Consider the following 24,561-nt stretch of genomic DNA (forward strand, 5'->3'; position numbering starts at 1 on the left):
TGCCCCGCTTTTGCAAATCCGGGGACAGCATGCCTGCCTCGCCCTTGCCAAGCCGCGCTCTGCAGCATAGCCGCCGCTCGCACAAATACTCAACGGAGTTCGAAAATGGTCCCTCGTTACGCCCGTCCTGAAATGACAGCCATTTGGGAACCTGAGGCGAAATATCGCATCTGGTTCGAGATTGAGGCGCATGCGACCGAAAAGCTGGGCGAATTGGGCGTTGTGCCGGAAAGCGCCGCGAAAGCGCTGTGGGATTGGTGGGCAACTGACCCCAAGGTTGATGTCGAGGCAATTGATGCCATCGAAGCCGTCACCAAGCATGATGTGATCGCCTTCCTCACTTGGGTCGCGGAGAATGTCGGCGATGAAGCGCGCTTCATGCATCAGGGCATGACCAGCTCTGACGTGCTCGACACAACGCTCGCGGTACAGCTGGCAAGGGCATCGGATATTTTGCTCGCTGACCTCGACAAACTGCTTGCGGCGCTCAAGACGCGCGCCGAGGAGCACAAATTCACGCCGACCATCGGGCGCAGCCACGGCATTCACGCGGAGCCAGTCACCTTCGGCCTCAAGCTCGCGCAAGCCTATGCCGAGTTTGACCGCTGCCGGGATAGGCTGGTGGCGGCACGTGCAGAAATCGCAACTTGCGCAATCTCGGGCGCGGTGGGCACCTTTGCAAATATCGATCCGAGCGTGGAAGAGCATGTCGCGGGCAAGCTTGGCCTCGCTGTTGAGCCGGTTTCCACCCAAGTGATCCCCCGCGACCGCCATGCCATGTTCTTCTCGGTACTGGCCGTTATTGCAGGCTCGATTGAACGGCTTGCGGTTGAAATCCGTCACTTGCAGCGGACCGAAGTCTTGGAAGCCGAGGAGTATTTCGCGCCGGGGCAAAAGGGTTCGTCCGCCATGCCGCATAAGCGCAACCCTATCCTGACCGAAAACCTCACCGGGCAGGCGCGCATGATTCGCTCTTATGCCTTGCCCGCGCTGGAGAATGTCGCGCTGTGGCACGAGCGCGATATCTCCCATTCTTCCGTTGAGCGTTTCATCGGCCCGGATGCTACAATTACGCTGGACTTTGCGCTCGCGCGCCTGACCGGAGTGGTAGAGAAGCTGCTCGTCTATCCTGAGCGGATGCAGGCCAATATGGACCGTATGGGCGGGCTAATCCATTCTCAGCGGGTGCTACTGGCGCTCACCCAAGCAGGCGTGAGCCGCGAGGATGCGTACCGGCTGGTTCAGCGTAATGCGATGAAAGTATGGGAATCGGATGGTAAGCTCACTTTGCTTGATCTGCTCAAGCAGGATGAAGAGGTAACCGCCGCTCTGTCAGAGGCTGAGCTGGAAGAGAAGTTCGATCTCGAATATCACTTCAAACAGGTCGATACGATTTTTGCCCGCGTATTTGGCTAGCCAGATAGAACTTGCGAAAACGCTTTGGCGATAGTGGCTGGACGGCATCATCCCATCAGCCTAGCATTACGCTGTACATTGAGATTTCATTGGGAATTTCGGGAGGTCGTTTCCCATGCAGATTATTCGCACATTATTCTGGGTTTTCATCCTGGTGGTTCTGCTGGTCTTCACCGCATTCAATTGGACCCCGGTTGAGGTAAAGCTGTGGGAGAATATGATCGTTGAGACTAAGATCCCAGCGCTCGTGATCATCTCGTTTCTGCTTGGGCTTGTACCGGCATGGATGATCCATCGCGGGACGAAATGGCGCCTTAATCGGCGGATTGGCGCGCTGGAGAATGCTGCGCGCACCAATGCTGCCAATCGGCCAGCACCACCCGCACCGCCTCCTGCCAATGCAACCGCGCCTGAGCCTACCAATCCGGTTGATCCGGTGAGCAGCAAGAGCTGATGAGCAACCCGGTCTATCTTGCGCTTGATCTGCCTCAGCTGGATGACGCGGCGGACCTTCTGAAGAAGGTCAAAGCGCATATTGGCGGGGTAAAGCTCGGCCTCGAATTCTTTTGCGCGCACGGCCATCATGGCGTGCATGAAATCGCGCACCTCGGCCTGCCGATCTTTCTTGATCTCAAACTGCACGACATCCCCAACACTGTCGCCGGCGCGATGCAGGCAATCCATGTGCTGGAACCTGCGATTATCACGGTCCATGCCAGCGGTGGGCGCGCCATGATGGAAGATGCCAAAGCCGCAGCGGGCGAACATACCAAGGTCGTCGCTGTCACTATGCTAACCAGCCTTGATGAACGCGACCTTGAACGCACCGGCATTACGGGCAATCCGCATGATCAGGTCATGCGGCTTGCTGAACTCGCGGAAGCCTCTGGCCTCGATGGCATTGTGTGTTCTGGACAAGAGGTTGGCGCGGTACACAAGCAATGGAAGAAAGGCTTTTTCGTCGTACCCGGCCTGCGTCCTGCAGGGAGTGCTACAGGCGACCAAAAGCGCGTTGTCACACCGCGTCAAGCCCGCGATGATGGTGCAAGCGTGCTCGTAATCGGCCGCCCGATTTCCAAAGCCGATGATCCGGCGCTGGCCGCCCGCGCGATTGAGGCAACACTTTAAAGAACTCCCCAAATGACAACACAAATCAAAATCTGCGGGCTTTCCACGCCCGAAACCATCGACGCCGCTGTAGACGCCGGCGCGACTCATGTTGGCTTTGTCCATTTTGAGAAGAGCCCGCGCCATTTGCCCTTGGAAGATGCGGCGAAGCTGCGTGCTCGTGTGCCCGAAACTGTGAAATTGGTGCTGGTCACCTCCGCGCTTCAGCCAGAAGAACTTGCGCGCGCTTTTGACGTGATCCGCCCTGATGTGCTGCAATTCCATGGCGGCGAGACAGTCGAATGGATGAAGCTCGTCAAAGACACCGTCGGCTGCGAGACATGGCGCGCGCTTGGGCTGCGTGAGAAAGCAACGCTGGAACGCTCAAAGAAGTTCATCGGCGTGTGTGACCGGCTGCTCTTCGATGCACCCGCAAAAGCGCTGCCCGGCGGCAATGGCACATCGTTTCAGTGGGACCTGCTGAGTGGGTGGGAACCCTATATGGATTGGGCGCTCGCGGGCGGACTGACCCCGGACAATGTCGCCGATGCAATTGCACAAACGGGCGCGCCGCTGGTTGACGCATCCTCGGGCATCGAAAGCGCCCCAGGCGTGAAAGATGTGGACTTGATCAAGGCCTTCTGCGAGGCGGCGCGGCAAGTATGACAGACGCAACCCCCAACTCATTTCGCAATCAACCCGATGAGCGCGGCCACTTCGGCGAATTTGGCGGACGCTATGTCGCCGAGACGCTGATGCCGCTGATCCTCGATCTGGAAAAGGAATACCGCGCAGCGCAGGCCGATACCGCCTTTCAAGCGCAGTTCGACGACCTGCTGGAACATTATGTGGGCCGCCCATCCCCGCTCTATTTTGCAGAGCGGCTGACCGAGGCCCTCGGCGGTGCGCAGGTGTGGTTCAAGCGCGACGAGCTCAATCACACCGGTGCGCATAAGATCAACAATTGCATCGGGCAGATCCTGCTCGCGATCCGCATGGGCAAGACGCGTATTATCGCGGAAACCGGCGCGGGCCAGCACGGAGTTGCGACCGCTACGGTATGTGCGCGGTTCGGCCTGCCCTGCGTGATTTACATGGGCGCAGAGGACGTGAAGCGGCAATCGCCCAACGTCTTCCGCATGAAGCTGCTTGGCGCAGAAGTAGTCCCCGTCACCAGCGGCGGCGCGACTTTGAAGGATGCGATGAATGAAGGACTGCGCGACTGGGTCGCGAATGTCCATGACACGTTCTACATCATTGGCACAGCCGCAGGTCCGCATCCCTACCCGGAGTTGGTGCGCGATTTCCAGAGCGTCATCGGACGTGAGGCGCGCGCGCAAATGCTCGACCGGGTCGGTCGCCTGCCCGATCTGCTCATCGCGTGTATTGGCGGCGGGTCGAACGCGCTGGGCCTGTTCCACCCGTTCCTGGATGATCCCGAGGTAAAGATGCTGGGAGTCGAGGCGGCGGGGCATGGCCTTGATGGCGATGAACACGCGGCAAGCCTGCTCGGCGGCGCGCCCGGCGTGCTTCACGGGAACAAGACCTATCTGCTGCAGGACGAAGACGGTCAGATCACTGAAGGCCACTCGATCAGTGCTGGCCTCGATTATCCCGGAATTGGCCCGGAACACGCATGGCTCAAAGAGAGCGGGCGTGTTGAGTATACCGCCGTGACTGATGACGAGGCGCTTGACGGGTTCCAGCTCCTCTGCCGGACCGAGGGAATTATTCCTGCGCTTGAGCCGTCACACGCGCTTGCGGCGGTTGCAAGACGCGCAAAGGAAATGCGCGAGGACGAGATCATCCTGATGAACCTATGCGGTCGCGGCGACAAAGACATCTTCACAGTGGCGGAAAAGCTTGGGGTTGAGATGTGAAGAACCATCCCGGCATCCGTCATTGCGAGGCGACGCAGTCGCCGTGGCAATCCAGAGTCAGTTCGCACCAGACTGGATTGCTTCGCTGCGCTCGCAATGACGAATATCGGAAGCTGGGAGTGGAGATGTGAGGGTGACCAAAAATCAGCTCCTTTTGCTCACAGTCAGCCTTTTTGCCCTCGCAATCTTTCTGATTTGGTGGGGCAGCTCAGAGCAATTCCGTTGGCAACCAAGCGATCCAAACGTACCAATCTGCACCTTCGATTGCCAGATCGTAGGTTTTGGGCGTGTCGTTGTCGGAGGTGGAGTTTTTTGTTTTGCGGCTTCGGTCGCTACTTTTGTGGCAGCAATCTGGAAGCGGTTTTGATGACCCGCCTCCAAACCGCCTTCTCCGAGCCCCACCCCGCTTTCGTCGCGTTCATCACCGCTGGTGATGGCGATACTGCGGCCAATCTCGACGCGCTGGTCGCGGGCGGCGCGGATGTGATCGAATTGGGCATGCCGTTCACCGATCCGATGGCCGATGGCCCGGCCATTCAGAGCGCCAATCTACGCAGCCTCGGCGCGGGCACGACTACCGCTGACGTCCTGCAAATCGCGACCGACTTCCGCGCGCGGCACCCGGACGTGCCGCTGGTGCTCATGGGCTATGCGAACCCGATGGTCCGGCGCGGGCCGGAATGGTTTGCACAGGCCGCAAAACAGGCTGGCGTCGATGGCGTCATCTGTGTCGATATCCCGCCAGAGGAAGACGAGGCGCTCGGCCCTGCCCTGCGCGCAGCGGGCATCGCCCCCATCCGTCTCGCCACGCCGACGACCGATGCCAAACGTCTGCCGCAGGTTCTCGAAGGCTCGGACGGCTTCCTCTATTATGTTTCCGTCGCAGGCATTACCGGCAAACAACAGGCCGCACAGACCAGCATCGAAGAGGCTATCGCCAGGCTCAAGGCCGCAACTGATCTGCCCGTCGCAGTTGGGTTTGGCGTGCGCACCCCAGAACAGGCCAGCGCAATCGCCAAAGTCGCAGATGGCGTTGTCGTCGGCTCGGCTCTGGTCGAAATCGTTGGCGAACACAGGCTCAACGCCCCGCCGAAGCTGCAAGAATACACCGCAGCGCTTGCAGAGGCGGTCCATTCTGCGCGATAAGATGCGCGAACAACAGGAAATACCCCCGATGAACTGGTTCACTCGCGTCCGAAACTCGATTGGCTGGCTGCCCAAGCGCACCACCGAGAAAGATCTCTGGATCAAATGCCGCTCGTGTCAGGAAATGATCTTCGCGCAGGAATATGAGGACAATGCGTTTGTTTGTCCGCGCTGCGACCATCATGGACGGATTGGCGCTGAAGAACGGCTGCGTCAGCTGTTTGATGAGGGCTATGAGCTGCTGCCTCAACCCGAGGTCCGCCAAGACCCGCTCAAGTTCAAAGACAGCAAGAAATACACTGACCGCATAAAGCAGGCGCGCGCGAACAATCCCGAAGAACGTCCCAATGGCGACGCATTTCTCGCTGGATCAGGCGCAATTGAGGGCCATGCGGCGGTCATCGGCGTGCAAGACTTCACCTTTATGGGCGGCAGCATGGGAATGGCCGTCGGCACGGCATTTTGCGCGGGCGCAGAGCGGGCGCTGGCGCGCAAATGCGCATATGTTGTAGTGACTGCGGCGGGCGGCGCTCGCATGCAGGAGGGCATTCTTAGCCTTATGCAAATGCCGAAAGCGACCGTGATGACCCGCCGTCTGCGCGAGGCTGGCCTGCCCTATATTGTCGTGCTGACGGACCCTACCACTGGCGGCGTCACCGCCAGCTATGCAATGCTAGGCGACATTCACATCGCTGAGCCCGGCGCGCTGATTGGCTTTGCCGGCCAGCGGGTGATCCAAGATACTATTCGCGAGCAATTGCCCGAAGGCTTCCAGCGCGCGGAATATCTCTACAAGCACGGGATGGTCGATATGGTGGTGCACCGTCATGATCTGAAGAGCACGCTAGCCAATGTGCTCGACTATCTGCGCCCGCGAGCAGCGGCCTGACGCGATATGAAGGATTTCGGGCGCTCGGATGATCCGCGCGTTCAAGCGCAGCTGGACCGTCTGGCTGCGCTGAGCGTTCCGCAAGGGCGTCTGGGTCTCGAGACGATCAGGGAACTGCTGGAGCGGCTTGGCGATCCGCACAAGAAGCTACCACCGGTGTTTCATGTCGCGGGAACCAACGGCAAAGGCTCTGTGTGCGCTTTCCTGCGGGCGATGCTGGAGGCAGATGGCAAGAAAGTCCACATGACAACCTCGCCGCATCTAGTGCATTATAATGAGCGGATCAGGGTCGCAGGTGAGCTGATTAGCGATAAGCGGCTTGCTGAGCTGCTCGACGAAGTTCTGAATGCGGGCGAAGACCTCGCGCCCAGTTTCTTTGAAGTCACAATCGCCGCCGCATTCACCGAATTTGCGCGTGTGCCCGCCGACGCTTGCATCGTAGAGGTTGGCGTTGGCGGACGATTTGACGCGACCAACGTTCTAGAGCAGCCAGCAGCTTGCGGAATTGCCGCGCTTGGCATTGATCATGAGCGGTTTCTGCTCGCGCCTGAAAAGAACGTGCCGCAAGACCCAATGGCGCGGATTGCCTTTGAAAAGGCCGGCATCGCCAAATCCGGTGTGCCGCTCGTAACACTCGAATATGACGCTCCGCTCCAATTGGAGATGTTTTGGGCGGCAGCGCGCAGTAACTCGCCCCTCGCAAGCCTGGGCGAGGATTGGCAGGTACGTGTGAGCCAGAGCGCGCTGCACTATTCAGACGCTCTCGGCGCGCTCGATCTTCCGCTTCCGACTATGTCTGGCGCTCATCAGGCGCTGAATTCGGCGCTGGCTGTGGCGATGATCCGGCACCAATCAGCGGTTACGGTCTCAGCGGAAGCGCTTGCGCAGGGCATTCATGGCTCGCATTGGCCCGCGAGGCTCCAGCGCCTTGCATCCGGCCCGGTCACCAGCGCGCGTGAGGTTTGGCTTGATGGCGGGCATAATGCGAGCGCGGGTGCAGCCTTGGCGAAGCATTTTCGCGGGCGCGAACTCCATCTCATTCTCGGTATGCTTGACGTAAAAGACCCGGCGGCTTTGGTTGAGCCGCTTTCCGCTTCGATTGAGAGTATTACCGCCGTACCTGTACCTGGCCATGACCATCATGCTGCATCAGCCTTTGCATCAGATGCCCTCTCCGCACCAAGCGTCATCGCAGCGGTCGCCTCGCTTCCCGATGATGGCTTGCCAGTGCTTATCGCCGGGTCACTCTATCTTGCGGGCGAGGTCTTACAGCTTAACAATCAGGTGCCTGTTTAAGCAAGCACCTGACTAGGCCTCTTCCTTACCTGCTGTACCCATCGAAGAATCGACCAATCCGGTACGCATCATCCACCAGAACAGAATGATGCCCGGTACGGCCAAAACCGTCGTAAGCAGATAGAAATTCACATAGCCCATCGCCTCGATCAAGCTGCCAGCGGTAGTGCCCGTCAGCAATCTCCCGACAATGCTCGCGCCAGCGCTAATCAAGGCATATTGCGCGGCCGTAAAACGGAGGTCTGTCAGCGCTGAGAAATAGGCAACAACAACTACGCCGCCATAGCCGCTTGCGAAGTTCTCAAAGCCGATGGCCGCTGCCATGGCCAAATTGCTGTGGCCGATCGCCGCCAGTCCCGCAAAGCTGATGTTGCTAACTGCCATCAAGATCAGAGCGATTAGAACCGACCGTTTCAGCCCAAGTCTTGCGTATATAATTCCGCCGATAAACACGCCGATGATCAGCGCCCAGAAGCCCACACCCACATCGTAAATCGCGATCTCATCATTGGTGTAGCCCAAATCATCAAACAGCAGCCGGAAAGTGAGATTGGCCAATGTGTCGCCAATCTTGTGAACCAGGATAAAGAGCAGGACGAGCCACGCCCCGGTGCGTTTAAAGAACTCAACAAATGGGTCTGCAATTGCGCGCATTTTCTCGGTAACACTTGTCCGCACTGCCTGAACCTTGTGGCGCGGCGGCTCTCCCAAGATCAATGCGGTTATCATCGCGGGAAAAGCGAAAATCGAGCACACGGCATAGGCGACGGTCCAGTCGCTGCGCGTGGCCACGACCAATGCCAGAGCACCTGCACTCGCCGCACCAATTCGCCATCCATACTGGCTCATCCCTGAGCCGACACCAAGCTGGTAAGGCTTGAGCGTTTCGATCCGGTATGCATCGATAATAATGTCAAAAGTGGCGCCAGCTGCGCCCAGCATGACTGCTGAAATAGCGACCCAGACAATGTCCTGCTTAGGGTCAGCCAGAGCAAGATTGATGGTGGCGGCGATAACGACCAGGCCAATCACAATCATCCATGATACGCGCATGCCCAAGCGACCGATAATCGGCAGCTTCACGCTGTCGATGATCCAAGCCCACAGCCACTTGAAATTATAGACTAAAAAGGCAAGCGTGAAGGCCGTTACAGTGGACTTTTCGATCCCGTCTTGAGCCAGACGCGTTGTTAGCGTCGCGGCTAGCAGAGCAAAGGGAAAGCCCGAGGACACGCCGAGAAAGAACGCCGCGAGCGATTCCTTCTCAAGATAGGGTTTGATCGAGTCCCAAACATTGCGCTCTGGCGACCCATCACCCGTGGTCAATTCCGTCATTCCCCGAACGTCCTTCCGTTCCCATCAATTATTTGCAACACTAGCGCCGCTATTCACTGAGGAACAGGCGTCATGAGCAAAGCACCCACAATCGCGCCTGAACGGCGACCGACAGACGGACAGATAGCTTTGGCGCGCGCCATCGCGAAGGGCGGCACAAAGGCGGCTGCATCGATGCAGAACGTCCCTGCCTCGCTTTATACCGATCCGGAGTATTTTGCGCGTGAAAAGGCTGCTTTGTTTGGCCGCATGCCGCAAATTCTGTGCCCCAGCGCGCTTCTCCCCGAACCTGCCATGGCAGCGCCGCATGATGGCACGGGCCGCCCGCTCCTGATCACCCGCGATACCGCTGGGAAAGCGCATGTTTTCCTCAATGTCTGTCAGCACCGCGGAACCAGACTGGTCGAAGGCGATGAAGTGCAATGCGCGAAGAAGCTTGTTTGTCCCTATCATGCGTGGACTTACTCGGTGGATGGACGTTTGCTCGCTTTACCCCGGCCCGACACATTCCCCAGCCTTGAGAAAAGCGAGCATTCCCTTGTCAAATTGCCCAGCTTGGAAAGCGGCGGCTTGATATGGTTTGCACCTGAGAAACACGCTGATTTCGAGGGCGCGAAAGCCGTTGGCGACGAAATGGACGCATTTGGCGCAGGAGATCATGTGCTCTTCCGCCGCAAAACGCACAGCGTAGCGGCCAACTGGAAGCTCATCATGGATGCCTTCCTCGAAAGCTATCATGTGACGCGCCTTCATGCGAAAACCATTGGCCCATTCTTCAAAGACGGCGTGACATCAGGCGATATGGTTGGGCCGCATCATCGCTCGGCCGTGGGCAGGCTCGAAGAGATGGACAGCGTCGACCTTACCGATATGGCTGCGCTGCGGCGGGTCGTAACCTTCGCCTATCAGCTTATTCCCGGAGCGCTGATCATCCCCAGCCCTGACTATATCAATGTCATGGTGATGATGCCGCAAGCGCATAATCACACGCTGGTCGAAGATTTCATGCTCATTCCCGAAGCCCCTGCCACCGACAAAGCGCGCGATCATTGGGAGCGCAGCTGGGCATTGCTCGATGGCGGCGTGTTTGCGAGCGAAGATTTCCGCGCGGCTGAGCTGGGACAGCAAGGGCTGGAGACTGGCGCAGTGCCTGAGCTGACGTTGGGTTCGCTCGAAGGCGGTATCGCGCATTATCATGCGACAATCGCCGAGCTTATGGAGGCGGCGGCCTAATCATCTCGCGGATTGTAGTTCCATGACCCAGAGCTCCAACTACAGCGTAGAGCGCTTTGGCCGAGAGCTCGAGCCGGTGGTCATCATCGACCATTTTTCGCGCGATCTAGAACGCCTTGTCGCGGTTGGGAGGCGTGCGCGTTATGCAGCAGCACAGGGATATCCCGGCATACGCAGCCCGCTCGACCCAAATTATCTGAGTACGCAGGGAGCACTACTGACTGAAATTTTGAGCGCAGAGTTCGATCTATCTTGCCAGATCGGAATCGAAAGCTGCGCCTTCAGCATCGTGACCACACCGCCTGAAGCTCTCGCCCCTTCGCAGCGCATTCCGCATTATGACGGGCCTGAGCCAAACCTCATCGCGATTGTCCAATACGTCTCGCAATATGCTGGTGGTACTGCCTTTTACCGGCACAAGCGCACAGGTTTTGAATCTGTGAACCCGGCGCGCGTAGCAGAATATCGCGCAGCAATTGGCGATGATGACAGCGCATTCGGCCCGCCACCCGAGGGGTACTGTTACGGAGATAGCCGGCGGTATGAAATGATCGGCGAGATTGAGGCAAAACCCGACCGGCTGATCCTTTATCGAGGGCGCGTGCTGCATTCCGGTGTGATTTCTGCGCCGCCCTTTGCCGATGCTCCGCTAGACAATGGCCGCCTCACTGTCACCGCTTTCTTGCAAGGCTAAGCACACCATAGTGATTGCGCCTGCGCATAAGAGAGCTTAGTTGCGCGCTCATGTCTGACAATAAGCTTCCCGAAGAAGGCGACCGGATCGCTAAACTGCTTGCCCGTGCCGGTGTCGCGAGCCGCCGCGAGGTTGAGCGAATGATTGCCGATGGCCGCGTGGCGATTGACGGGAAGGTTTTGGATACGCCTGCAATAAAACTAACCAGCCTTGCGGGCGTTGCGGTAGACGGAAAGCCCGTCGCGAAGGCAGAAGCGACGCGGCTATTCTGTTTTAACAAACCCAGCGGGTTGATCACTGCTGAGCGCGATCCGGCGGGCCGTCCGACGATCTACACCGCGCTGCGTAACGCAATTCCGCAAAGTGCCGGGCGTCTGATGCCGATTGGCAGGCTTGACTTTAACACCGAAGGCTTGCTGCTGCTGACCAATGACGGTGCGCTGAAACGCGCGATGGAGCTCCCCTCATCCGGAGTTCCGCGCACGTACCGCGCCCGCGCTTTTGGCGACATCACACAGGAACAACTCGACGGGTTGATCGAGGGCATCACTATTGATGGCGTGCGGTATGGCTCGATTGAGGCGGATCTGGAGCGCGGCTCAGGCCGCAATCGCTGGATTGAAATGACGCTAACCGAAGGAAAAAACCGCGAAGTGCGCCGCGTGCTGGAGCATCTCGGCCTGCAAGTCAGCCGCTTGCTGCGCACCGCTTATGGTCCGTTTGAGCTCGGCGAGCTTGCGCGCGGCCAAGCAAGCGAGATCAGCCGCGGTGATTTGTTTAATTTTCGCCGGACGCTACCAAAGCAATGAGAGTAATTGCTGGTGAATGGCGCGGGCGCAAGCTGGTCGCGCCCAAAGGCGATACCACCCGCCCCACGGCTGATCGCACTCGCGAAACGCTATTCTCCATGCTCACGAGCCGCCTCGGCACATTTGAGGGCCTGCGCGTGGCAGATCTCTTTGCTGGTTCCGGCGCTCTGGGGCTTGAGGCTTTGTCGCGCGGGGCGGCGCATTGCCTGTTCGTGGAGCAAGAAAAGCCCGCGCTCGACGCCGTCAAAGCCAATATACAAACTTTGAGGGCAAAGGACCGTGCGGAGGTTCAGCCGGGCTCAGTGACCAAGCTCGGCCCAGCTCGTGAACCCTACGATCTCATCCTGCTCGACCCGCCGTATCACACCGGCGCAGGCGCAGTTGCGCTCGACCGGCTCAAGCGGCTCGACTGGATCAATGAAACTACGTGGATTGCTTTGGAAACGGCTGCCGATGAAGATCTCGACATCAGGCAGCTCGAATGTGAGGTGCTACGCCGCGTCGGGAAGGCTGCCATCTCTTTGTGGCGTTTCAATCCCTAACACGGCGTAGCCTCATTGCGACTTCGGCCATTCTCACTCAAATGGGCGACCCGAAGCGCTCGCTTCACGTTTGCTCAAAGCATAGGATTGTCGGGATCGGCTTCAGCTTCATCCATCGGCTCTGGCGGAGGAGGTGGCGGTGACGGCGGACCTGCGTCAGTGGGCGCTTCACCGCCACCAGCAGCGCGCTGCTCAACCATTTGCCAAGCTGCCTCCCGGTCTGGCTCTGCCATCGCGGTCAGCGCCAGCTTGTCATTGTCAGCGAGGCGCCAAAACAAGTCCTGCCGCTCTGGTGACAGTGTCCAGAAATATGCCTGAGCGTCGCCAGGCCAGCCGTCATAGGCAACGCGCTTATCTTCCGGCCAGCCGCCGTATTGAGTCATTTGCTCTGGCGTCATATCGCTTGATGCGGCGGGCGCATCAGGCATCGGCGCAGTGTCCTGAGCCAAGGCGGGGATTGAAATTGTGGCGAGTGAACCGCCAACGAGGTACAATATTGTTCTACGCATGGAATGCGTCTCCTTATCGAGTTCCATGCATGACGAAGCGCGTCCCCCGACACAGTTAGTGGAGTGGAGATGGCGTTAGTTGTGCCGTAAGGCAATGGTCGCCGCCGATGCTAAACTTGCACGCAGACCACTCGAGCGAGAGCCGTGCGAAAAACCCGCCGAACCGCTTTCAGTGCTTGTTGCTGCGCCTATTCCTGAGGCGGGAAGCCCTCAAATTCAGGCAATTTATGCGCACATTTCATCCAATCGATTCGCTCCGCAGTTTGGATATGCGCCTGCGCGGGCAGCTCTTCCGGATCATCCAAAGTACCCGTCTGCACATCCACCATGCCCGGCAAGAACTCGTCATTGCTGTAAAACAGCCCCGTGCCGCATTGGATGCAGAAGTGTCGCCGCCCGCTTTCCGATGAGGCATACACGCTGGCCTCGCCAGTAACGTGCAGAATGTCATCCGGCATCATCGCCCACCCGACCATCGGCGCGCCGGAACTGCGACGGCAGTCTACGCAGTGACACAAAGCGTGATTGATCGGCTCACCCCTGATCTCATATCGGATTGCTCCACAGTGACAGCCACCGCTCAACATTGCCCTTCTCCCAGCTCGCGCGTAATCATCGCTTTGTCCGGCAGCGCTTGCATGCCGAGCCTTTGTTCTCTACTTGTTCGCGCACTTCATGTCCACCCTGCCCACCTCTTCAGACACCGCCCTGGATGGCCCCCTTCCCGCTTACGCTGAGCAGCTGAACGCGCCTCAACGTGACGCGGTTCTAACCACAGAGGGCCCTGTACTGATGCTGGCTGGCGCGGGGACCGGCAAAACAGCGGCGCTGACCGCGCGGCTCGCTCACCTTATTGCTATGCGCAAAGCATGGCCGAGCGAGATTCTATGCGTCACCTTTACTAACAAGGCTGCGCGTGAAATGCGCCATCGGGTCGGCGGACATATCGGCGATGCGGTGGAGGGAATGCCATGGCTTGGCACGTTTCACTCAATCGGTGCGCGGATGCTGCGCCGCCATGCCGAGCTAGTTGGCCTGAAAAGCAATTACACCATCATCGACACTGATGATCAGCTCCGCCTGCTAAAGCAGCTGATCCGCGATCAGGACCTTGATGAGAAGCGTTGGCCCCCGCGCCAGCTTGCCGGGCTGATTGATCGCTGGAAGAACCGCGGGCTCAACCCGGCCGATCTCGATGCGGTGGATAATGAGAGCTATGCCAATGGGCGCGGTCAGCATTTTTATCAGCTTTATCAAGACCGGTTGAAGGCGCTCAATGCCTGTGACTTTGGCGATCTATTGCTGCATGTGCTCAACATCTTCCGCAAACATCGCGACGTGCTGGAGCAGTATCAGCAGCGCTTCAAATATATCCTCGTCGACGAATATCAGGACACCAATCAGGTCCAGTATTTGTGGCTGCGGCTGCTTGCGCAAGAACGCAAGAATATCTGCGTGGTCGGCGATGATGACCAGTCGATCTATTCATGGCGCGGAGCAGAAGTCGCGAACATTCTCAAGTTTGAAAAAGACTTTCCAGGCGCGAAAGTCGTCAAGCTGGAGCAGAATTATCGCTCCACCCCGCAAATCCTTGCCGCCGCATCAGGGCTAATTACAGCCAATAGCGAACGGCTTGGCAAGACGCTGTGGACGGAGCTGGATCAAGGCGAAAAGGTGCGCGTTATCGGCGTGTGGGACGCGCCAGAAGAGGCTCGCCGCGTTGGCGAAGACATCGAGCGGCTTGAGCATGAAGGCGCGCCGCTGGAAGACATCGCGATCCTCGTGCGTGCGCAATATCAAACGCGCGAATTCGAAGACCGCTTTATTCAGATTGGCCTCAACTACAGGATCATTGGCGGTTTCCGTTTTTACGAACGCGCCGAGATCCGCGACGCACTGGCCTATTTGCGCGTGATAGCGCAGCCAGCGGATGATCTAGCGTTTGAGCGAATATATAATCAACCCAAGCGCGGCCTCGGTGCAAAGGCGCTTGAGGCGATGCGGCGTCATGCGCGCGCACTCCAAGCGCCTTTGGCCGCTGCCGCGCTGGATCTGGCGGGCACTGATGAGCTCGCTGCCCGCGCCCGCAACACAATCACCGGATTGCTCAAACTGTTCGTCCATTGGCGCGAGCAGGCGGAGGAAAATACGCCTGCAGAGTTGCTCCGTATGGTCCTCTCGGAAAGTGGCTATGAAGAGATGCTGCAAAAGGACAAAACGCCAGAAGCTGCTGGAAAGCTTGAGAATCTTTCTGAGCTCGCCCGAGCGATGGAGGAGTATGAGACGCTTGGCGACTTCCTAGAGCATGTCAGCCTGGTGATGGACAATGACGCGCGCGGCGATGGCGAGAAAATCACCATTATGACTATGCATGCGGCCAAGGGGCTGGAATTCAATCACGTCTTTCTGCCCGGGTGGGAGGAAGGCGTATTTCCCTCGCAGCGCTCGCTTGACGAAGGCGGCCTTGCTAGTCTCGAAGAAGAGCGACGCCTCGCTTATGTGGCGATTACCCGCGCGCGAAGGCGCTGCACCATCCTGCATGCCGCCAACCGGCGTATATTCGGCCAATGGACCAGCTCAATCCCAAGCCGCTTTGTCGAGGAATTGCCCGAGGACACAATCGAACGCGAAAGCACCATGACCGGAGGCGCATCGATGTGGCGCGCGAATTGGTCAGAGAATGAAGATCCCTTCGCACATGTTGCCAAGGAACGCTCCGACACGCGGGGTCCCGGCTATCAACGTGCGCTCTCCAGCAGCTATGAAACTAAACAGCCGCGGGTCAGGGAGAACCATCGCAGCGCTGCCAGCTTTGCCGCAAAACCGCGCGGTGACATCGCCATTGGCGCGCGCGTGTTTCACGACAAATTTGGCTACGGAATTGTCACCGATCAAGAGGGCAACAAACTTGAGATCGAGTTTGAAAAGGCCGGAACAAAGCGCGTACTCGACAGCTTTATTGCCCTGGCCGACTAGATCGCATAGCTGGTTTGGAAGGCCCTCAGGCGAACAAGCTGATCCAGATTGCCGCAAAGAAAGAGCCCGCACCCAGCAGGCCAAAGGCATGCCAGATAGCGTAGCGGTATCGCATGGTTTTGTTGCGATAAAATAAGGTTCCAATGGAGTAGAACACCGCCCCGCCTGCGATACCGACCAAAGCACCTGTTGGCAGGTCGCTCCAGAAGTCAGGCAGTGCCAACACACCGAACCAGCCCATACCGACATAGGATATGAGCGACCAACGCGAGTCGAGGTTTCTGCCAAACATCTTGAACAGCATGCCCGGCACCGCAAACGCCCATGTTGCAGTCAAAATCCAATAGGCCCAAGTGGTGCCAACTTGGATCAATAGCGGCGTAAAAGTGCCAGCGATTACGGCGTAGATGGCGGCGTGGTCGACGCGCCGGAGGAACACTCGCCAATCATGCATCGGCAGCTGATGGTAGGCGGCCGAAACGCCTGCGGACAGAATCGCGCAAACTGCGTAAATCACCACGGAAGCTATGAGCGCTGGCCCACCGAGAGCATCAGAATAAATGAAGAATGCGGTACATCCAGCAGCAACTGCGGCAAGCCCAATCACGTGCGTTACGCCGTCAACATAGCGCTCTTCGGTGGTCGGGCTGGGATAGGTTATGGCGCTGATATTCATGGGACCGGGCTGCTTCCCGACTGATTATTCGAAACCAACATCGAGAAAGCCCGGCTGCGGACCGTTCCACTCGCCCGCTGGGACCGGATCTTCAGGCTCGTCGCGCTTAGAACGACTGCGGCGCTCTGGCTTATCCGCTTTGTCGGCCTTGCGTGGCCTCTCGCGCTTGTCAGCTGCTTCTGACTTACGCGGCTTACGTTCCCTAGCAGGCTTACGCTCTTCACCCGGCTCATCATCGCTGCGATCTGCATCTAAATTTGCTTCCGCCCGCTTGCGCGAACGTTTGGGCTTGTCGTTTTCCGCACCTGTCTTCAGTTCGACCCGGACATCGCTTTGTCCAAATATCGGAACCTCGCTACCGATGAGTTTCTCAACATTCTCAATCGCTTCTTGGTCTTCTTTCGCGACAAATGTGAAAGCGCGTCCTTTGGCCCCTGCCCGGCCTGTGCGGCCGATGCGGTGGACATAATCGTCCGGGTGCCATGGCGTGTCGAAATTGAACACGTGGCTGACACCCTTGATGTCGAGCCCGCGTGCGGCAACGTCGCTCGCCACCAGAATGTTCACATCACCTGCTTTGAAGCGTTCGAGTTCTTTCAAACGGCTCGACTGGTCCATATCGCCGTGGATCTCGCTGCTCGCAAAGCCGTGACTTTGTAGGCTCTTATTGAGCTCACGAACAGTCGTTTTGCGATTCGCAAAAATGATCGCGGTTTCGACCAGATCATTACGGAGCAGCCAGCGCAATGTGTCGCGCTTCTGACGGCTCTGCACCTTCACTTTGAACGCGGTGATGTCTTTGTTAGTGCTGGCCGCGCGACTCACCTCTATCCGCTTGGGATTGCTGAGAAAAGTCTTCGCCAGTTTCTCAATCGGCGGTGGCATTGTCGCGGAGAACAGCATGGTTTGCCGAGTTTCGGGCAGTTTCGAACAGATGAACTCAATATCCGGGATGAAGCCCATATCGAGCATGCGGTCTGCTTCATCAATCACCAGCAATTCGCAGCCATTGAGGAGGATTTTTCCGCGCTCAAACAGATCCATCAAGCGCCCCGGCGTCGCGATGAGAACGTCAACACCCTCGTTCAGCGCCTTGATCTGATCGCCCATTTGCACACCGCCAATGAGCAGTGCCATTTTGAGGTCATGGTTCTTGCCATATTTCTCAAAATTCTCAGCTACTTGCGCAGCAAGTTCGCGTGTTGGTTCCAGAATGAGGCTGCGCGGCATGAGCGCACGCCTGCGCCCGCTTGCCATCACATCGATCATCGGAAGAACAAAGCTGGCGGTTTTGCCGGTGCCTGTTTGAGCGATACCGATGATGTCTTTCATCATCAATACTGGCGGGATCGCCTCAGCTTGGATGGCGGTAGGCTCGGTATAGCCAGCGTCATCAACTGCTTTGAGCAGCTCGGGAGAAAGGCCTAGATCAGCAAAAGTCATGCGTGCGTTGTGTCATTCCGTAGTCTAAAAATTGTAAGGAAAGCGCGCTTGGTTGGAGAGCCGGCCCAGAAAATCAGCCGCGAACACCGCGTAAGCTGGGCGTCGTGTGCCCATAGACCTCAGAAAAGTCAAGAAAACGAGAGTTTCGCGCTATGCCTTTGGGGGGATGACTGCAGTCGGCTCAGGCCCGTATTTGCTACTTAGCGGGTTGCGCCCTCTGGGACTAAGCGGCGGAATTCAGACAATTGGCACTTGGCGCCGCTGCGTGAAAGCAAACGATCACGCTCAATGCACAAATTCCCATCATCATTACGCTCTACGTAAAAGCCGGAATAGAAATCGCGCGATGAGCACGTCTTTTCCAGGTTAGCGAGCACCATCCCCTGATCGCGCATAAAGAGCAGTAAGCGATTATTGTTGTTCGCCTGAACGCCAACAATTGAATTTGCTTTCAGACACTTGCCCATCTTCTGCTGAGTGTATCGCGGCGATGCTCTGCGGCTTTGGAGTTCAGCGACAAGATTACGCCGATTGGTATTACGCGGTACAATCCGAAGGATAACCCGTTGCTCAATCCGCACCTGCTGGACGATCGGTACTTGGTAATGCGCGCCCAGCTCGAGCCAGTCCGGCGCTCTGCTGCTTGATACCGTCTTGGGCGTGTCGCCTTCAGCCTGCGTCACATGCTCGTCGGTCAGCGCCGCCGATTGGCCTCCGGCGCCTGCCGGATCGGCACCAAGCATCACCAATGGCGCAATGAATGCAACAAGGCTGTTGGTCAAAATGATTTCACCGTCTCCAGCAAACGCTTCAATTTGCGGCCCCCAAAACGCCGACGTTGTCAGCCTCTGACCATAGTCTCTTGAATATTGGCTTAATCGGCAACATTTCGCGTGTCGAGCTATCAGACCCGCTCGGACTTGTGCCATAAGGCAGATATGGAAGTTATGGATAACTCATCGGCTGACGGATTTGTCGCAAAGGCCCGCGCCCTGCTTGGCGAAAAAGGCTTTCTGCAAAGCTTAGATGATCTGGCACCCTGGCTCACCGACTGGCGCGGTCGGTACACGGGGAAGGCGATTGGATTGGCAGCACCCGCTTCCACGCAGGAAGTCAGCGCGCTGGTCAAAATTTGCGCCGACCACGGCGTGCCGATCGTCCCGCAAGGCGGCAATAGCGGCATGTCAGGCGGCGCAACCCCCGATAACAGCGGCCGAGCAGTGATCCTGTCGTTGCGGCGACTTGACACGATCCACCCGGTGGACACCGAGACCCGGCAAGTGCGCTGCGATGCCGGCGTCATCCTGCAAAACTTGCATGAGGCAGCCGAAGCCGAGGGGCTACGCTTTCCTTTGACGCTAGGAGGAAAAGGCTCTGCGACCGTAGGCGGACTTATCTCGACCAATGCTGGCGGCACACAGGTGCTGCGCCATGGCACGATGGGCGCGCAAGTGCTCGGGCTTGAAGCGGTGCTCGCTGACGGAAGCATCCTCAACACGCTGGAGCCGCTAAAGAAAGACAATCGCGGATTTGACCTCAAGCAAACACTCATCGGCTCTGAAGGGACATTAGGCATTGTGACGGGTGCGACTTTGAAGCTGGTCCCGCAGATCGCAGAGCGGACAGTTATTTGGCTGGGTCTGCCGTCTGTCCAAGCAGCCCGCGCCGTTCTTGTCGCTTTTGAGACGGCAATGTCAGAAGAGCTCGAGGGTTTTGAGATAATCCCAAGCCATGCGCTGACCGCAGTACTCGATCATTTGCCCGATGCACGTTCACCAGTCGAAGGTGAGCACAATTGGCATGCACTTGTTGAAATTGTCAGTGATACTGAAAAGCATATGGCGCAGCTTCGGGAGCGCATTGAACACGTGATTGCCGATCAGCTTGACGCTGGATTGGTTGCCGATGGCGTTCTTGCAAGCAGTGAAGCACAGGCCGAGGCATTTTGGCTACTCCGCGATTCGATTTCCGCAGCCGAAAAGGCGCTTGGACCAGCGATGCAGCATGATGTTTCTGTACCGGTGGCCAAAATGGCGGATTTTGTCGCGGAGACTATCCCGCTAGTTGAGAAGCGTTTCCCCGGCACACGCGGTATGGCGTTTGGTCATTTGGGCGATGGCAACGTCCATTATCATGTCCGCGCGCCTGCTGACGGGGTGCCGGGCAACTGGGAAGAAAAAGACGGCAAAGCGATAAGCGTCTTTGTCCATGATCTTGTCACGCAATGGGGTGGGTCGATCAGTGCTGAACACGGCATTGGCCAGATGAAGCGCGAAGAACTCGCCCGCGTGGGGGACCCGGTAGCCAATGCAATGATGCGCGCAGTCAAGCTGGCGCTCGACCCGCAAGGCATTCTCAATCCCGGAAAACTGGTACCCTAAGTTAGGTACCGTAAGCTTGTTCCCCTTGCACCTTGGGCGACTACGCATTAACAGCCGCGCTTCACGCGCGAGGCGCTCCTAAAATTGGTCGCTATCGTACACCGACATTTCTGTTTCGATCCGGAGAAAATCCATGGCGAGTGCGCCGCAACCTACCCTGCCCCTCTTTTACAAAGACCTCATGCCGCTCAACAGCCGTGATCACGGTTCTTGGAAGACCAAATCGCTTGAAGGCGCTGAATTCCTCAAAGGTCAGCACGCTATCCCGATCACGGTTGATGAATTTGTCCAATGTCAGCGTGATTTCCCGATCGTTTTCTCTTCGGGAGACAATCCGCTTCCACTGGCACTCATGGGCCTTAATGAAGGCGTAAACACGTTCGTCGGCGAAGACGGCAAGTTTTCCGAGGCAGTTTATGTGCCTGCTTACATTCGCCGCTACCCCTTCATGCTAGCCAAGCTCAAGCCAGACACTGACGAACTCTCCCTTTGCTTTGACCCGTCAGCAGGCGTTGTCGGTGAATTCAAAGAAGGTGAAATCCTGTTTGCGGACGGCGAAGCAACCGACGCAACCAAGCGCATCCTCGAATTTTGCGAGCATTTTGAGCAGGCTGGGCAGCGCACTCGCGTTTTCCTCGAAGAGCTGACCAAGAACGAGCTTCTGATGGACGGCGAGATCGGCATCTCTACTCAGGAAAACCCTGACAAGCCCTTCGTTTATCGCGGCTTTAAGATGATCGATCAGGAGAAGCTCAAGAACATCAGCGATGAGCAGCTGAAAGCATGGCATGAAAATGGCCTACTTATGCTAATCCACGCGCATATCTTCTCGCTTGATCTGATGCGCACAATCTTCGCGCGCCAAGCTCAGCAAGGCCAAGGCCCTCAGGCAATTGCTGAAGCTGTAGGCAACGCCTGATTCGCAGACTTAGAAAACGTCCTGCTGCGCAGAATGCGGCGGGACGTTTTTTAGCAGAGCTGTCCTGATTTTTCGGGGAAGCTCCCGCCTTGAAACCGTAACGTTTCACCCACACATCGGATGTGTCGAGTCGCGCCACCCTCATCGCGCGCTTGATGAATGCGCACATGTTGCGCATTCCCTCCCTGAACCTCGGCCACCTCGTGCGTGTTGCACGGGGTGGTTTTTTATAGAATACAGCAGCTTTGCCGTAGCCGCGACATCTACTCAGCTGCTTGACGAGCCTGCTCACCGCCACCAAGTGTGATCGTTTCAAAGGCCAGATCGCGCACCAGTCCGCCGATTTGCCGGGCGACAGCAGGCAGGCGCGGCCCAGGTTCTTCCATGCGCGCATCAAGATAAATCGAACGGCACACTTCTAACTGTAAGCCATGGATATTGCGGCGGGGCGCAGAATGATGATCGAGCACATACCCGCCTGAATAAGGCCGGTTATGAGCAACCATGCGTTGGACATTGGCGAGATGACGCAAGGCAGCATCCGCCAAAAATCCATGGCAAGAAGCACCGAACCTGTCGCCAATCACAAATTCAGCGGCTCTCGGATGCGCGCGGCTCGGCTTGAGCGGTGGCATGGAATGTAAATCGATCAACAGCGCCGCGCCCCAGCGTTCTCGCAATTGCTCCAGTGTTTTGCCCAAGACTGCGTGATAGGGGCTGTGGATCGCCCCAATACGCGCTTCAAGCTCCTCTTTAGAGAGAGCCTCGCGCCATATATCGCCCAATCCTGCGAGCCGCCGGGGGACCAGTCCAAGACCGCCCTTCGCGCGGTGATTCGCCCGTGAAACGGCTCGCCCAGCACTTTTGCCCCCCACAATCATCGCCCAATCAACGTCGTCAGCCGCGCGGTTCAGATCCAGCATCGCGCGCGGCGCATGGGCGCTCAGCAATATCGCGCCAGTTGCCGTGGCCACTTCCGCGGCGAGCGTGTCCACATGCCGGTCTTCCAGCCGCAACATTGACCAGCGCGGTTCCCGCATTTTCGCAATGATTGCATCGGGATAGGCGCGCCCACCGTGCGGCGCAGCAATAACCACCGGAATCGCCAGTGATTGCGGGACGTTAAGTGTAAATGCTGGGTCTTTCGTCCCCGGAATATGTCCGCCATGCCGCGTACCGGGCTCTGGTGCCTCGACGGGGTTAACCTTTACCATAATCATGTGATTAAGGCCCGAGGCCCGTGTGTCAAAGGATTCAATCTCCGAGTTTTTTTGCCCCAAGAGTGGACAGACCCTCCGATGCCAAAGATTTCTTAATCGAATTTGGCTATAGGCCGTCTCATGAACCAGACAGTACGCGCCAAGATACTCCTCGCAGAAGATGACAATGCCATGCGCAGCTACCTCGAGCGTGCGCTCGAGCAGGCGGGATATGGCGTCGATTCGGTAGATCGCGGCACTGCCGCCCTGCCCCTTCTGGAGAAGGAAACATATGACCTTCTGCTGTCAGACATCGTCATGCCAGAAATGGATGGGATTGAGCTGGCTCAGCGCTGTAACGAAATGAGCCCTGTGACCAAAGTGATGTTCATCACTGGATTTGCGGCCGTCACGCTCAAGGCAAGCCGCGAACAACCCAATGCCAAGGTTCTTTCCAAGCCCTTCCATCTGAAGGATTTGGTCCTTGAAGTTGAGCGCGTGCTCGAAGGCCGCGTTTCTGCCTCACTTTAACATGCGAAAGCCCTTGCGCAGGTTATAGACCGGCGCTAGGTGGCTCGCCTGCCGACATACAGGCATAGTGATGGTGCGGGCGCATAGCTCAGGGGTAGAGCACTGTATTGACATTGCAGGGGTCGGAAGTTCAAATCTTCCTGTGCCCACCATCATATTTCGAGAGGCCCGCCTACCCGGCGGGCTTTTTCGATTCTGGAGCTCCAATCTCCCCCCCTTCCCTTGCGCCGCGCGGCCCCTCTGCTAAAGCGCGCGCAAACCTTTCCTCCCGATAATATTGAAACAGGGCAACCATGCAAAAAATTCAGGTAAAAAACCCGGTCGTCGAGCTTGATGGCGATGAGATGACCAAGATCATTTGGCAGTGGATCCGCGAGCGGCTGATCCTGCCTTATCTCGACATTGACCTGAAGTATTACGACCTCTCGATTGAGAAGCGTGACGAGACCGATGACCAGATCACGATTGATGCGGCCAATGCGATTAAGGAACATGGCGTTGGCGTAAAATGCGCGACTATCACTCCTGACGAAGCGCGCGTTGAAGAGTTTGACCTCAAGAAAATGTGGCGCTCGCCAAATGGCACAATCCGCAACATCCTCGGCGGTGTTGTGTTCCGTGAGCCAATCGTGATCGACAACGTGCCGCGCCTTGTGCCGGGCTGGACTGACCCGATTGTGGTTGGTCGTCACGCGTTTGGCGACCAATACCGCGCGACTGACACGCTGATCCCGGGTGCGGGTAAGCTCCGTCTCGTATTTGAAGGTGCAGACGGCAAGAACATCGATCTGGAAGTGTTTGAGTTTGAAAGCTCCGGCGTCGCCATGGCGATGTACAATCTCGACGATTCGATCCGCGACTTTGCGCGCGCGTCCATGAATTACGGCCTCGACCGCAAGTGGCCGGTCTACCTCTCAACTAAGAACACGATCATGAAAGCCTACGACGGCCGCTTCAAAGATCTGTTCGAGGAAGTGTTCGAAGCTGAATTCAAAGACAAATTCGCTGAAGCTGGCATCCATTATGAGCACCGCCTGATCGACGATATGGTCGCAGCAGCCATGAAGTGGAACGGCAAGTTCGTCTGGGCTTGTAAGAACTATGATGGCGATGTTCAGTCAGACACGGTTGCGCAGGGCTTTGGCTCGCTCGGCCTGATGACTTCGGTTCTGATGACACCATCAGGCGACTGCGTAGAAGCGGAAGCGGCGCACGGCACAGTGACTCGCCACTATCGTCAGCACCAAGAAGGCAAGGCAACCAGCACCAACCCCATCGCCAGCATCTTCGCGTGGACACGCGGCCTGATGTATCGCGGCAAGTTCGATAACACCCCTGAGGTTGTAAAATTCGCTGAGACGCTTGAGCGGGTTTGCATTCAAACCGTCGAGAATGGCCAGATGACCAAGGATCTCGCGCTCCTGATCGGCCCTCAGCAAAACTGGCTGACGACGGAGCAGTTCTTCGAAGCAATCGTGACTAATCTTGAAAAAGAGATGGCTGGCTGATTTTCGTCACACGAGACTAAACACCAATCGGATCAAGGGGAGCCATCGCGCTCCCCTTTTTCTTTGCTCAGC

Annotated in this window: 24 protein-coding genes and 1 tRNA gene; 18 read left to right on the top strand and 7 right to left on the bottom strand. The window is 57.5% G+C overall.

The window, feature by feature from the left end; genetic code table 11:
• The first annotated feature begins 105 nt into the window (after positions 1–105).
• The 8 genes from purB to ACFCXQ_RS11955 all read left to right on the top strand — a co-directional run bounded on the left by purB (position 106) and on the right by ACFCXQ_RS11955 (position 7,734).
• Positions 106–1,416: an adenylosuccinate lyase gene (gene purB, locus ACFCXQ_RS11920; RefSeq protein WP_379550844.1), complete on the top strand. Its 1,311-nt coding sequence runs from the start codon at positions 106–108 to the stop codon at positions 1,414–1,416.
• Between the two features lie 115 nt (positions 1,417–1,531).
• Positions 1,532–1,870 (top strand): DUF1049 domain-containing protein, encoded by a 339-nt coding sequence (locus tag ACFCXQ_RS11925; protein WP_379550845.1) that lies wholly within the window; start codon positions 1,532–1,534, stop codon positions 1,868–1,870.
• Positions 1,870–2,544: an orotidine-5'-phosphate decarboxylase gene (pyrF, locus tag ACFCXQ_RS11930; protein ID WP_379550846.1), complete on the top strand. Its 675-nt coding sequence runs from the start codon at positions 1,870–1,872 to the stop codon at positions 2,542–2,544. The genes ACFCXQ_RS11925 and pyrF overlap by 1 nt, the downstream gene beginning before the upstream one ends.
• 12 nt (positions 2,545–2,556) lie before the next feature.
• On the top strand, positions 2,557–3,189 hold the full coding sequence (locus ACFCXQ_RS11935; protein WP_379550848.1) for a phosphoribosylanthranilate isomerase: 633 nt from the start codon (positions 2,557–2,559) through the stop codon (positions 3,187–3,189).
• Positions 3,186–4,403 (top strand): tryptophan synthase subunit beta, encoded by a 1,218-nt coding sequence (gene trpB / locus ACFCXQ_RS11940; RefSeq protein WP_379550849.1) that lies wholly within the window; start codon positions 3,186–3,188, stop codon positions 4,401–4,403. Before ACFCXQ_RS11935 ends, trpB begins: the two co-directional genes overlap by 4 nt.
• Before the next feature lie 366 nt (positions 4,404–4,769).
• Positions 4,770–5,549 carry a tryptophan synthase subunit alpha gene (gene trpA / locus ACFCXQ_RS11945; RefSeq protein ID WP_379550851.1) on the top strand — a complete coding sequence of 260 codons (780 nt, stop codon included), beginning with the start codon at positions 4,770–4,772 and terminating at the stop codon, positions 5,547–5,549.
• A 28-nt stretch (positions 5,550–5,577) separates the two neighbouring features.
• Positions 5,578–6,438 (top strand): acetyl-CoA carboxylase, carboxyltransferase subunit beta, encoded by an 861-nt coding sequence (accD, locus tag ACFCXQ_RS11950; RefSeq protein WP_379550853.1) that lies wholly within the window; start codon positions 5,578–5,580, stop codon positions 6,436–6,438.
• A gap of 6 nt (positions 6,439–6,444) precedes the next feature.
• Positions 6,445–7,734, top strand: a complete 1,290-nt coding sequence (locus ACFCXQ_RS11955; protein WP_379550854.1) for a bifunctional folylpolyglutamate synthase/dihydrofolate synthase — start codon at positions 6,445–6,447, stop codon at positions 7,732–7,734.
• Positions 7,735–7,746: 12 nt separating this feature from the next.
• Here the strand turns inward: ACFCXQ_RS11955 and ACFCXQ_RS11960 are convergent, their stop codons facing one another.
• Positions 7,747–9,069, bottom strand: coding sequence for an AmpG family muropeptide MFS transporter (locus ACFCXQ_RS11960; RefSeq protein ID WP_379550856.1), 1,323 nt, complete (start codon positions 9,067–9,069; stop codon positions 7,747–7,749).
• Between the two features lie 72 nt (positions 9,070–9,141).
• Between ACFCXQ_RS11960 and ACFCXQ_RS11965 the strand changes: the two genes are divergently transcribed.
• From ACFCXQ_RS11965 to rsmD, 4 genes are read left to right on the top strand one after another with little or no spacing between them, the layout of a single operon-like run.
• Positions 9,142–10,302, top strand: a complete 1,161-nt coding sequence (locus ACFCXQ_RS11965; protein ID WP_379550858.1) for an aromatic ring-hydroxylating oxygenase subunit alpha — start codon at positions 9,142–9,144, stop codon at positions 10,300–10,302.
• Positions 10,303–10,324: 22 nt separating this feature from the next.
• Positions 10,325–10,996: a DUF6445 family protein gene (locus ACFCXQ_RS11970; protein ID WP_379550860.1), complete on the top strand. Its 672-nt coding sequence runs from the start codon at positions 10,325–10,327 to the stop codon at positions 10,994–10,996.
• A 50-nt stretch (positions 10,997–11,046) separates the two neighbouring features.
• On the top strand, positions 11,047–11,805 hold the full coding sequence (locus ACFCXQ_RS11975; protein ID WP_379550862.1) for a pseudouridine synthase: 759 nt from the start codon (positions 11,047–11,049) through the stop codon (positions 11,803–11,805).
• Positions 11,802–12,347: a 16S rRNA (guanine(966)-N(2))-methyltransferase RsmD gene (rsmD, locus tag ACFCXQ_RS11980; protein WP_379550864.1), complete on the top strand. Its 546-nt coding sequence runs from the start codon at positions 11,802–11,804 to the stop codon at positions 12,345–12,347. Before ACFCXQ_RS11975 ends, rsmD begins: the two co-directional genes overlap by 4 nt.
• A 74-nt stretch (positions 12,348–12,421) precedes the next feature.
• Here the strand turns inward: rsmD and ACFCXQ_RS11985 are convergent, their stop codons facing one another.
• Entirely contained in the window at positions 12,422–12,856 is a 435-nt protein-coding gene (locus tag ACFCXQ_RS11985; RefSeq protein ID WP_379550866.1) for a hypothetical protein, read from the bottom strand.
• Between the two features lie 188 nt (positions 12,857–13,044).
• A complete protein-coding gene (locus ACFCXQ_RS11990) occupies positions 13,045–13,443 on the bottom strand; it encodes a GFA family protein (RefSeq protein WP_379550867.1) in 399 nt (132 codons plus the stop codon).
• Between the two features lie 88 nt (positions 13,444–13,531).
• On the opposite strand from ACFCXQ_RS11990, the gene ACFCXQ_RS11995 reads away from it, so the two are divergent.
• Positions 13,532–15,832 (top strand): ATP-dependent helicase, encoded by a 2,301-nt coding sequence (locus ACFCXQ_RS11995; protein WP_379550869.1) that lies wholly within the window; start codon positions 13,532–13,534, stop codon positions 15,830–15,832.
• 25 nt (positions 15,833–15,857) lie between these two features.
• Here ACFCXQ_RS11995 and trhA read toward each other — a convergent pair whose 3' ends face one another.
• From trhA to ACFCXQ_RS12010, 3 genes are all read right to left on the bottom strand, one after another.
• Positions 15,858–16,508 carry a PAQR family membrane homeostasis protein TrhA gene (gene trhA, locus ACFCXQ_RS12000; protein WP_379550871.1) on the bottom strand — a complete coding sequence of 217 codons (651 nt, stop codon included), beginning with the start codon at positions 16,506–16,508 and terminating at the stop codon, positions 15,858–15,860.
• Positions 16,509–16,532: 24 nt separating this feature from the next.
• Positions 16,533–17,951, bottom strand: a complete 1,419-nt coding sequence (locus ACFCXQ_RS12005; RefSeq protein ID WP_379550873.1) for a DEAD/DEAH box helicase — start codon at positions 17,949–17,951, stop codon at positions 16,533–16,535.
• Between the two features lie 200 nt (positions 17,952–18,151).
• Positions 18,152–18,733, bottom strand: a complete 582-nt coding sequence (locus ACFCXQ_RS12010; RefSeq protein ID WP_379550875.1) for a hypothetical protein — start codon at positions 18,731–18,733, stop codon at positions 18,152–18,154.
• Positions 18,734–18,898: 165 nt separating this feature from the next.
• On the opposite strand from ACFCXQ_RS12010, the gene ACFCXQ_RS12015 reads away from it, so the two are divergent.
• Positions 18,899–20,332, top strand: coding sequence for an FAD-binding oxidoreductase (locus ACFCXQ_RS12015; RefSeq protein ID WP_379550877.1), 1,434 nt, complete (start codon positions 18,899–18,901; stop codon positions 20,330–20,332).
• Between the two features lie 133 nt (positions 20,333–20,465).
• Positions 20,466–21,251, top strand: coding sequence for a SapC family protein (locus ACFCXQ_RS12020; RefSeq protein ID WP_379550879.1), 786 nt, complete (start codon positions 20,466–20,468; stop codon positions 21,249–21,251).
• 263 nt (positions 21,252–21,514) lie between these two features.
• Here the strand turns inward: ACFCXQ_RS12020 and ACFCXQ_RS12025 are convergent, their stop codons facing one another.
• Positions 21,515–22,471 carry an N-formylglutamate amidohydrolase gene (locus ACFCXQ_RS12025; RefSeq protein WP_379550881.1) on the bottom strand — a complete coding sequence of 319 codons (957 nt, stop codon included), beginning with the start codon at positions 22,469–22,471 and terminating at the stop codon, positions 21,515–21,517.
• Positions 22,472–22,591: 120 nt separating this feature from the next.
• Between ACFCXQ_RS12025 and cpdR the strand changes: the two genes are divergently transcribed.
• From cpdR to ACFCXQ_RS12040, 3 genes are all read left to right on the top strand, one after another.
• Positions 22,592–22,981: a cell cycle two-component system response regulator CpdR gene (cpdR, locus tag ACFCXQ_RS12030; protein ID WP_379550883.1), complete on the top strand. Its 390-nt coding sequence runs from the start codon at positions 22,592–22,594 to the stop codon at positions 22,979–22,981.
• 77 nt (positions 22,982–23,058) lie between these two features.
• Positions 23,059–23,133, top strand: a tRNA-Val gene (locus ACFCXQ_RS12035).
• A 141-nt stretch (positions 23,134–23,274) separates the two neighbouring features.
• Positions 23,275–24,489, top strand: coding sequence for an NADP-dependent isocitrate dehydrogenase (locus ACFCXQ_RS12040; protein ID WP_379550885.1), 1,215 nt, complete (start codon positions 23,275–23,277; stop codon positions 24,487–24,489).
• Positions 24,490–24,561 lie beyond the last annotated feature (72 nt).

Origin of the sequence: Qipengyuania rhodophyticola (assembly GCF_042493225.1) — a bacterium.
Lineage (GTDB): Bacteria > Pseudomonadota > Alphaproteobacteria > Sphingomonadales > Sphingomonadaceae > Erythrobacter.

What these genes read in the sequence shown, in the direction of transcription:
- ACFCXQ_RS11965 (WP_379550858.1), top strand. Translation starts at nt 9,142, where the DNA reads ATGAGCAAAGCACCCACAATCGCGCCTGAACGGCGACCGACAGACGGA.
- ACFCXQ_RS12015 (WP_379550877.1), top strand. Translation starts at nt 18,899, where the DNA reads ATGGATAACTCATCGGCTGACGGATTTGTCGCAAAGGCCCGCGCCCTG.
- ACFCXQ_RS12005 (WP_379550873.1), bottom strand. Translation starts at nt 17,951, where the DNA reads ATGACTTTTGCTGATCTAGGCCTTTCTCCCGAGCTGCTCAAAGCAGTT.
- trhA (WP_379550871.1), bottom strand. Translation starts at nt 16,508, where the DNA reads ATGAATATCAGCGCCATAACCTATCCCAGCCCGACCACCGAAGAGCGC.
- trpB (WP_379550849.1), top strand. Translation starts at nt 3,186, where the DNA reads ATGACAGACGCAACCCCCAACTCATTTCGCAATCAACCCGATGAGCGC.
- ACFCXQ_RS12025 (WP_379550881.1), bottom strand. Translation starts at nt 22,471, where the DNA reads ATGATTATGGTAAAGGTTAACCCCGTCGAGGCACCAGAGCCCGGTACG.
- trpA (WP_379550851.1), top strand. Translation starts at nt 4,770, where the DNA reads ATGACCCGCCTCCAAACCGCCTTCTCCGAGCCCCACCCCGCTTTCGTC.
- ACFCXQ_RS11935 (WP_379550848.1), top strand. Translation starts at nt 2,557, where the DNA reads ATGACAACACAAATCAAAATCTGCGGGCTTTCCACGCCCGAAACCATC.
- ACFCXQ_RS11970 (WP_379550860.1), top strand. Translation starts at nt 10,325, where the DNA reads ATGACCCAGAGCTCCAACTACAGCGTAGAGCGCTTTGGCCGAGAGCTC.
- ACFCXQ_RS11925 (WP_379550845.1), top strand. Translation starts at nt 1,532, where the DNA reads ATGCAGATTATTCGCACATTATTCTGGGTTTTCATCCTGGTGGTTCTG.
- ACFCXQ_RS11960 (WP_379550856.1), bottom strand. Translation starts at nt 9,069, where the DNA reads ATGACGGAATTGACCACGGGTGATGGGTCGCCAGAGCGCAATGTTTGG.
- pyrF (WP_379550846.1), top strand. Translation starts at nt 1,870, where the DNA reads ATGAGCAACCCGGTCTATCTTGCGCTTGATCTGCCTCAGCTGGATGAC.
- rsmD (WP_379550864.1), top strand. Translation starts at nt 11,802, where the DNA reads ATGAGAGTAATTGCTGGTGAATGGCGCGGGCGCAAGCTGGTCGCGCCC.
- cpdR (WP_379550883.1), top strand. Translation starts at nt 22,592, where the DNA reads ATGAACCAGACAGTACGCGCCAAGATACTCCTCGCAGAAGATGACAAT.
- ACFCXQ_RS12020 (WP_379550879.1), top strand. Translation starts at nt 20,466, where the DNA reads ATGGCGAGTGCGCCGCAACCTACCCTGCCCCTCTTTTACAAAGACCTC.
- ACFCXQ_RS11985 (WP_379550866.1), bottom strand. Translation starts at nt 12,856, where the DNA reads ATGCGTAGAACAATATTGTACCTCGTTGGCGGTTCACTCGCCACAATT.
- ACFCXQ_RS11990 (WP_379550867.1), bottom strand. Translation starts at nt 13,443, where the DNA reads ATGTTGAGCGGTGGCTGTCACTGTGGAGCAATCCGATATGAGATCAGG.
- accD (WP_379550853.1), top strand. Translation starts at nt 5,578, where the DNA reads ATGAACTGGTTCACTCGCGTCCGAAACTCGATTGGCTGGCTGCCCAAG.
- purB (WP_379550844.1), top strand. Translation starts at nt 106, where the DNA reads ATGGTCCCTCGTTACGCCCGTCCTGAAATGACAGCCATTTGGGAACCT.
- ACFCXQ_RS11995 (WP_379550869.1), top strand. Translation starts at nt 13,532, where the DNA reads ATGTCCACCCTGCCCACCTCTTCAGACACCGCCCTGGATGGCCCCCTT.
- ACFCXQ_RS11955 (WP_379550854.1), top strand. Translation starts at nt 6,445, where the DNA reads ATGAAGGATTTCGGGCGCTCGGATGATCCGCGCGTTCAAGCGCAGCTG.
- ACFCXQ_RS11975 (WP_379550862.1), top strand. Translation starts at nt 11,047, where the DNA reads ATGTCTGACAATAAGCTTCCCGAAGAAGGCGACCGGATCGCTAAACTG.
- ACFCXQ_RS12040 (WP_379550885.1), top strand. Translation starts at nt 23,275, where the DNA reads ATGCAAAAAATTCAGGTAAAAAACCCGGTCGTCGAGCTTGATGGCGAT.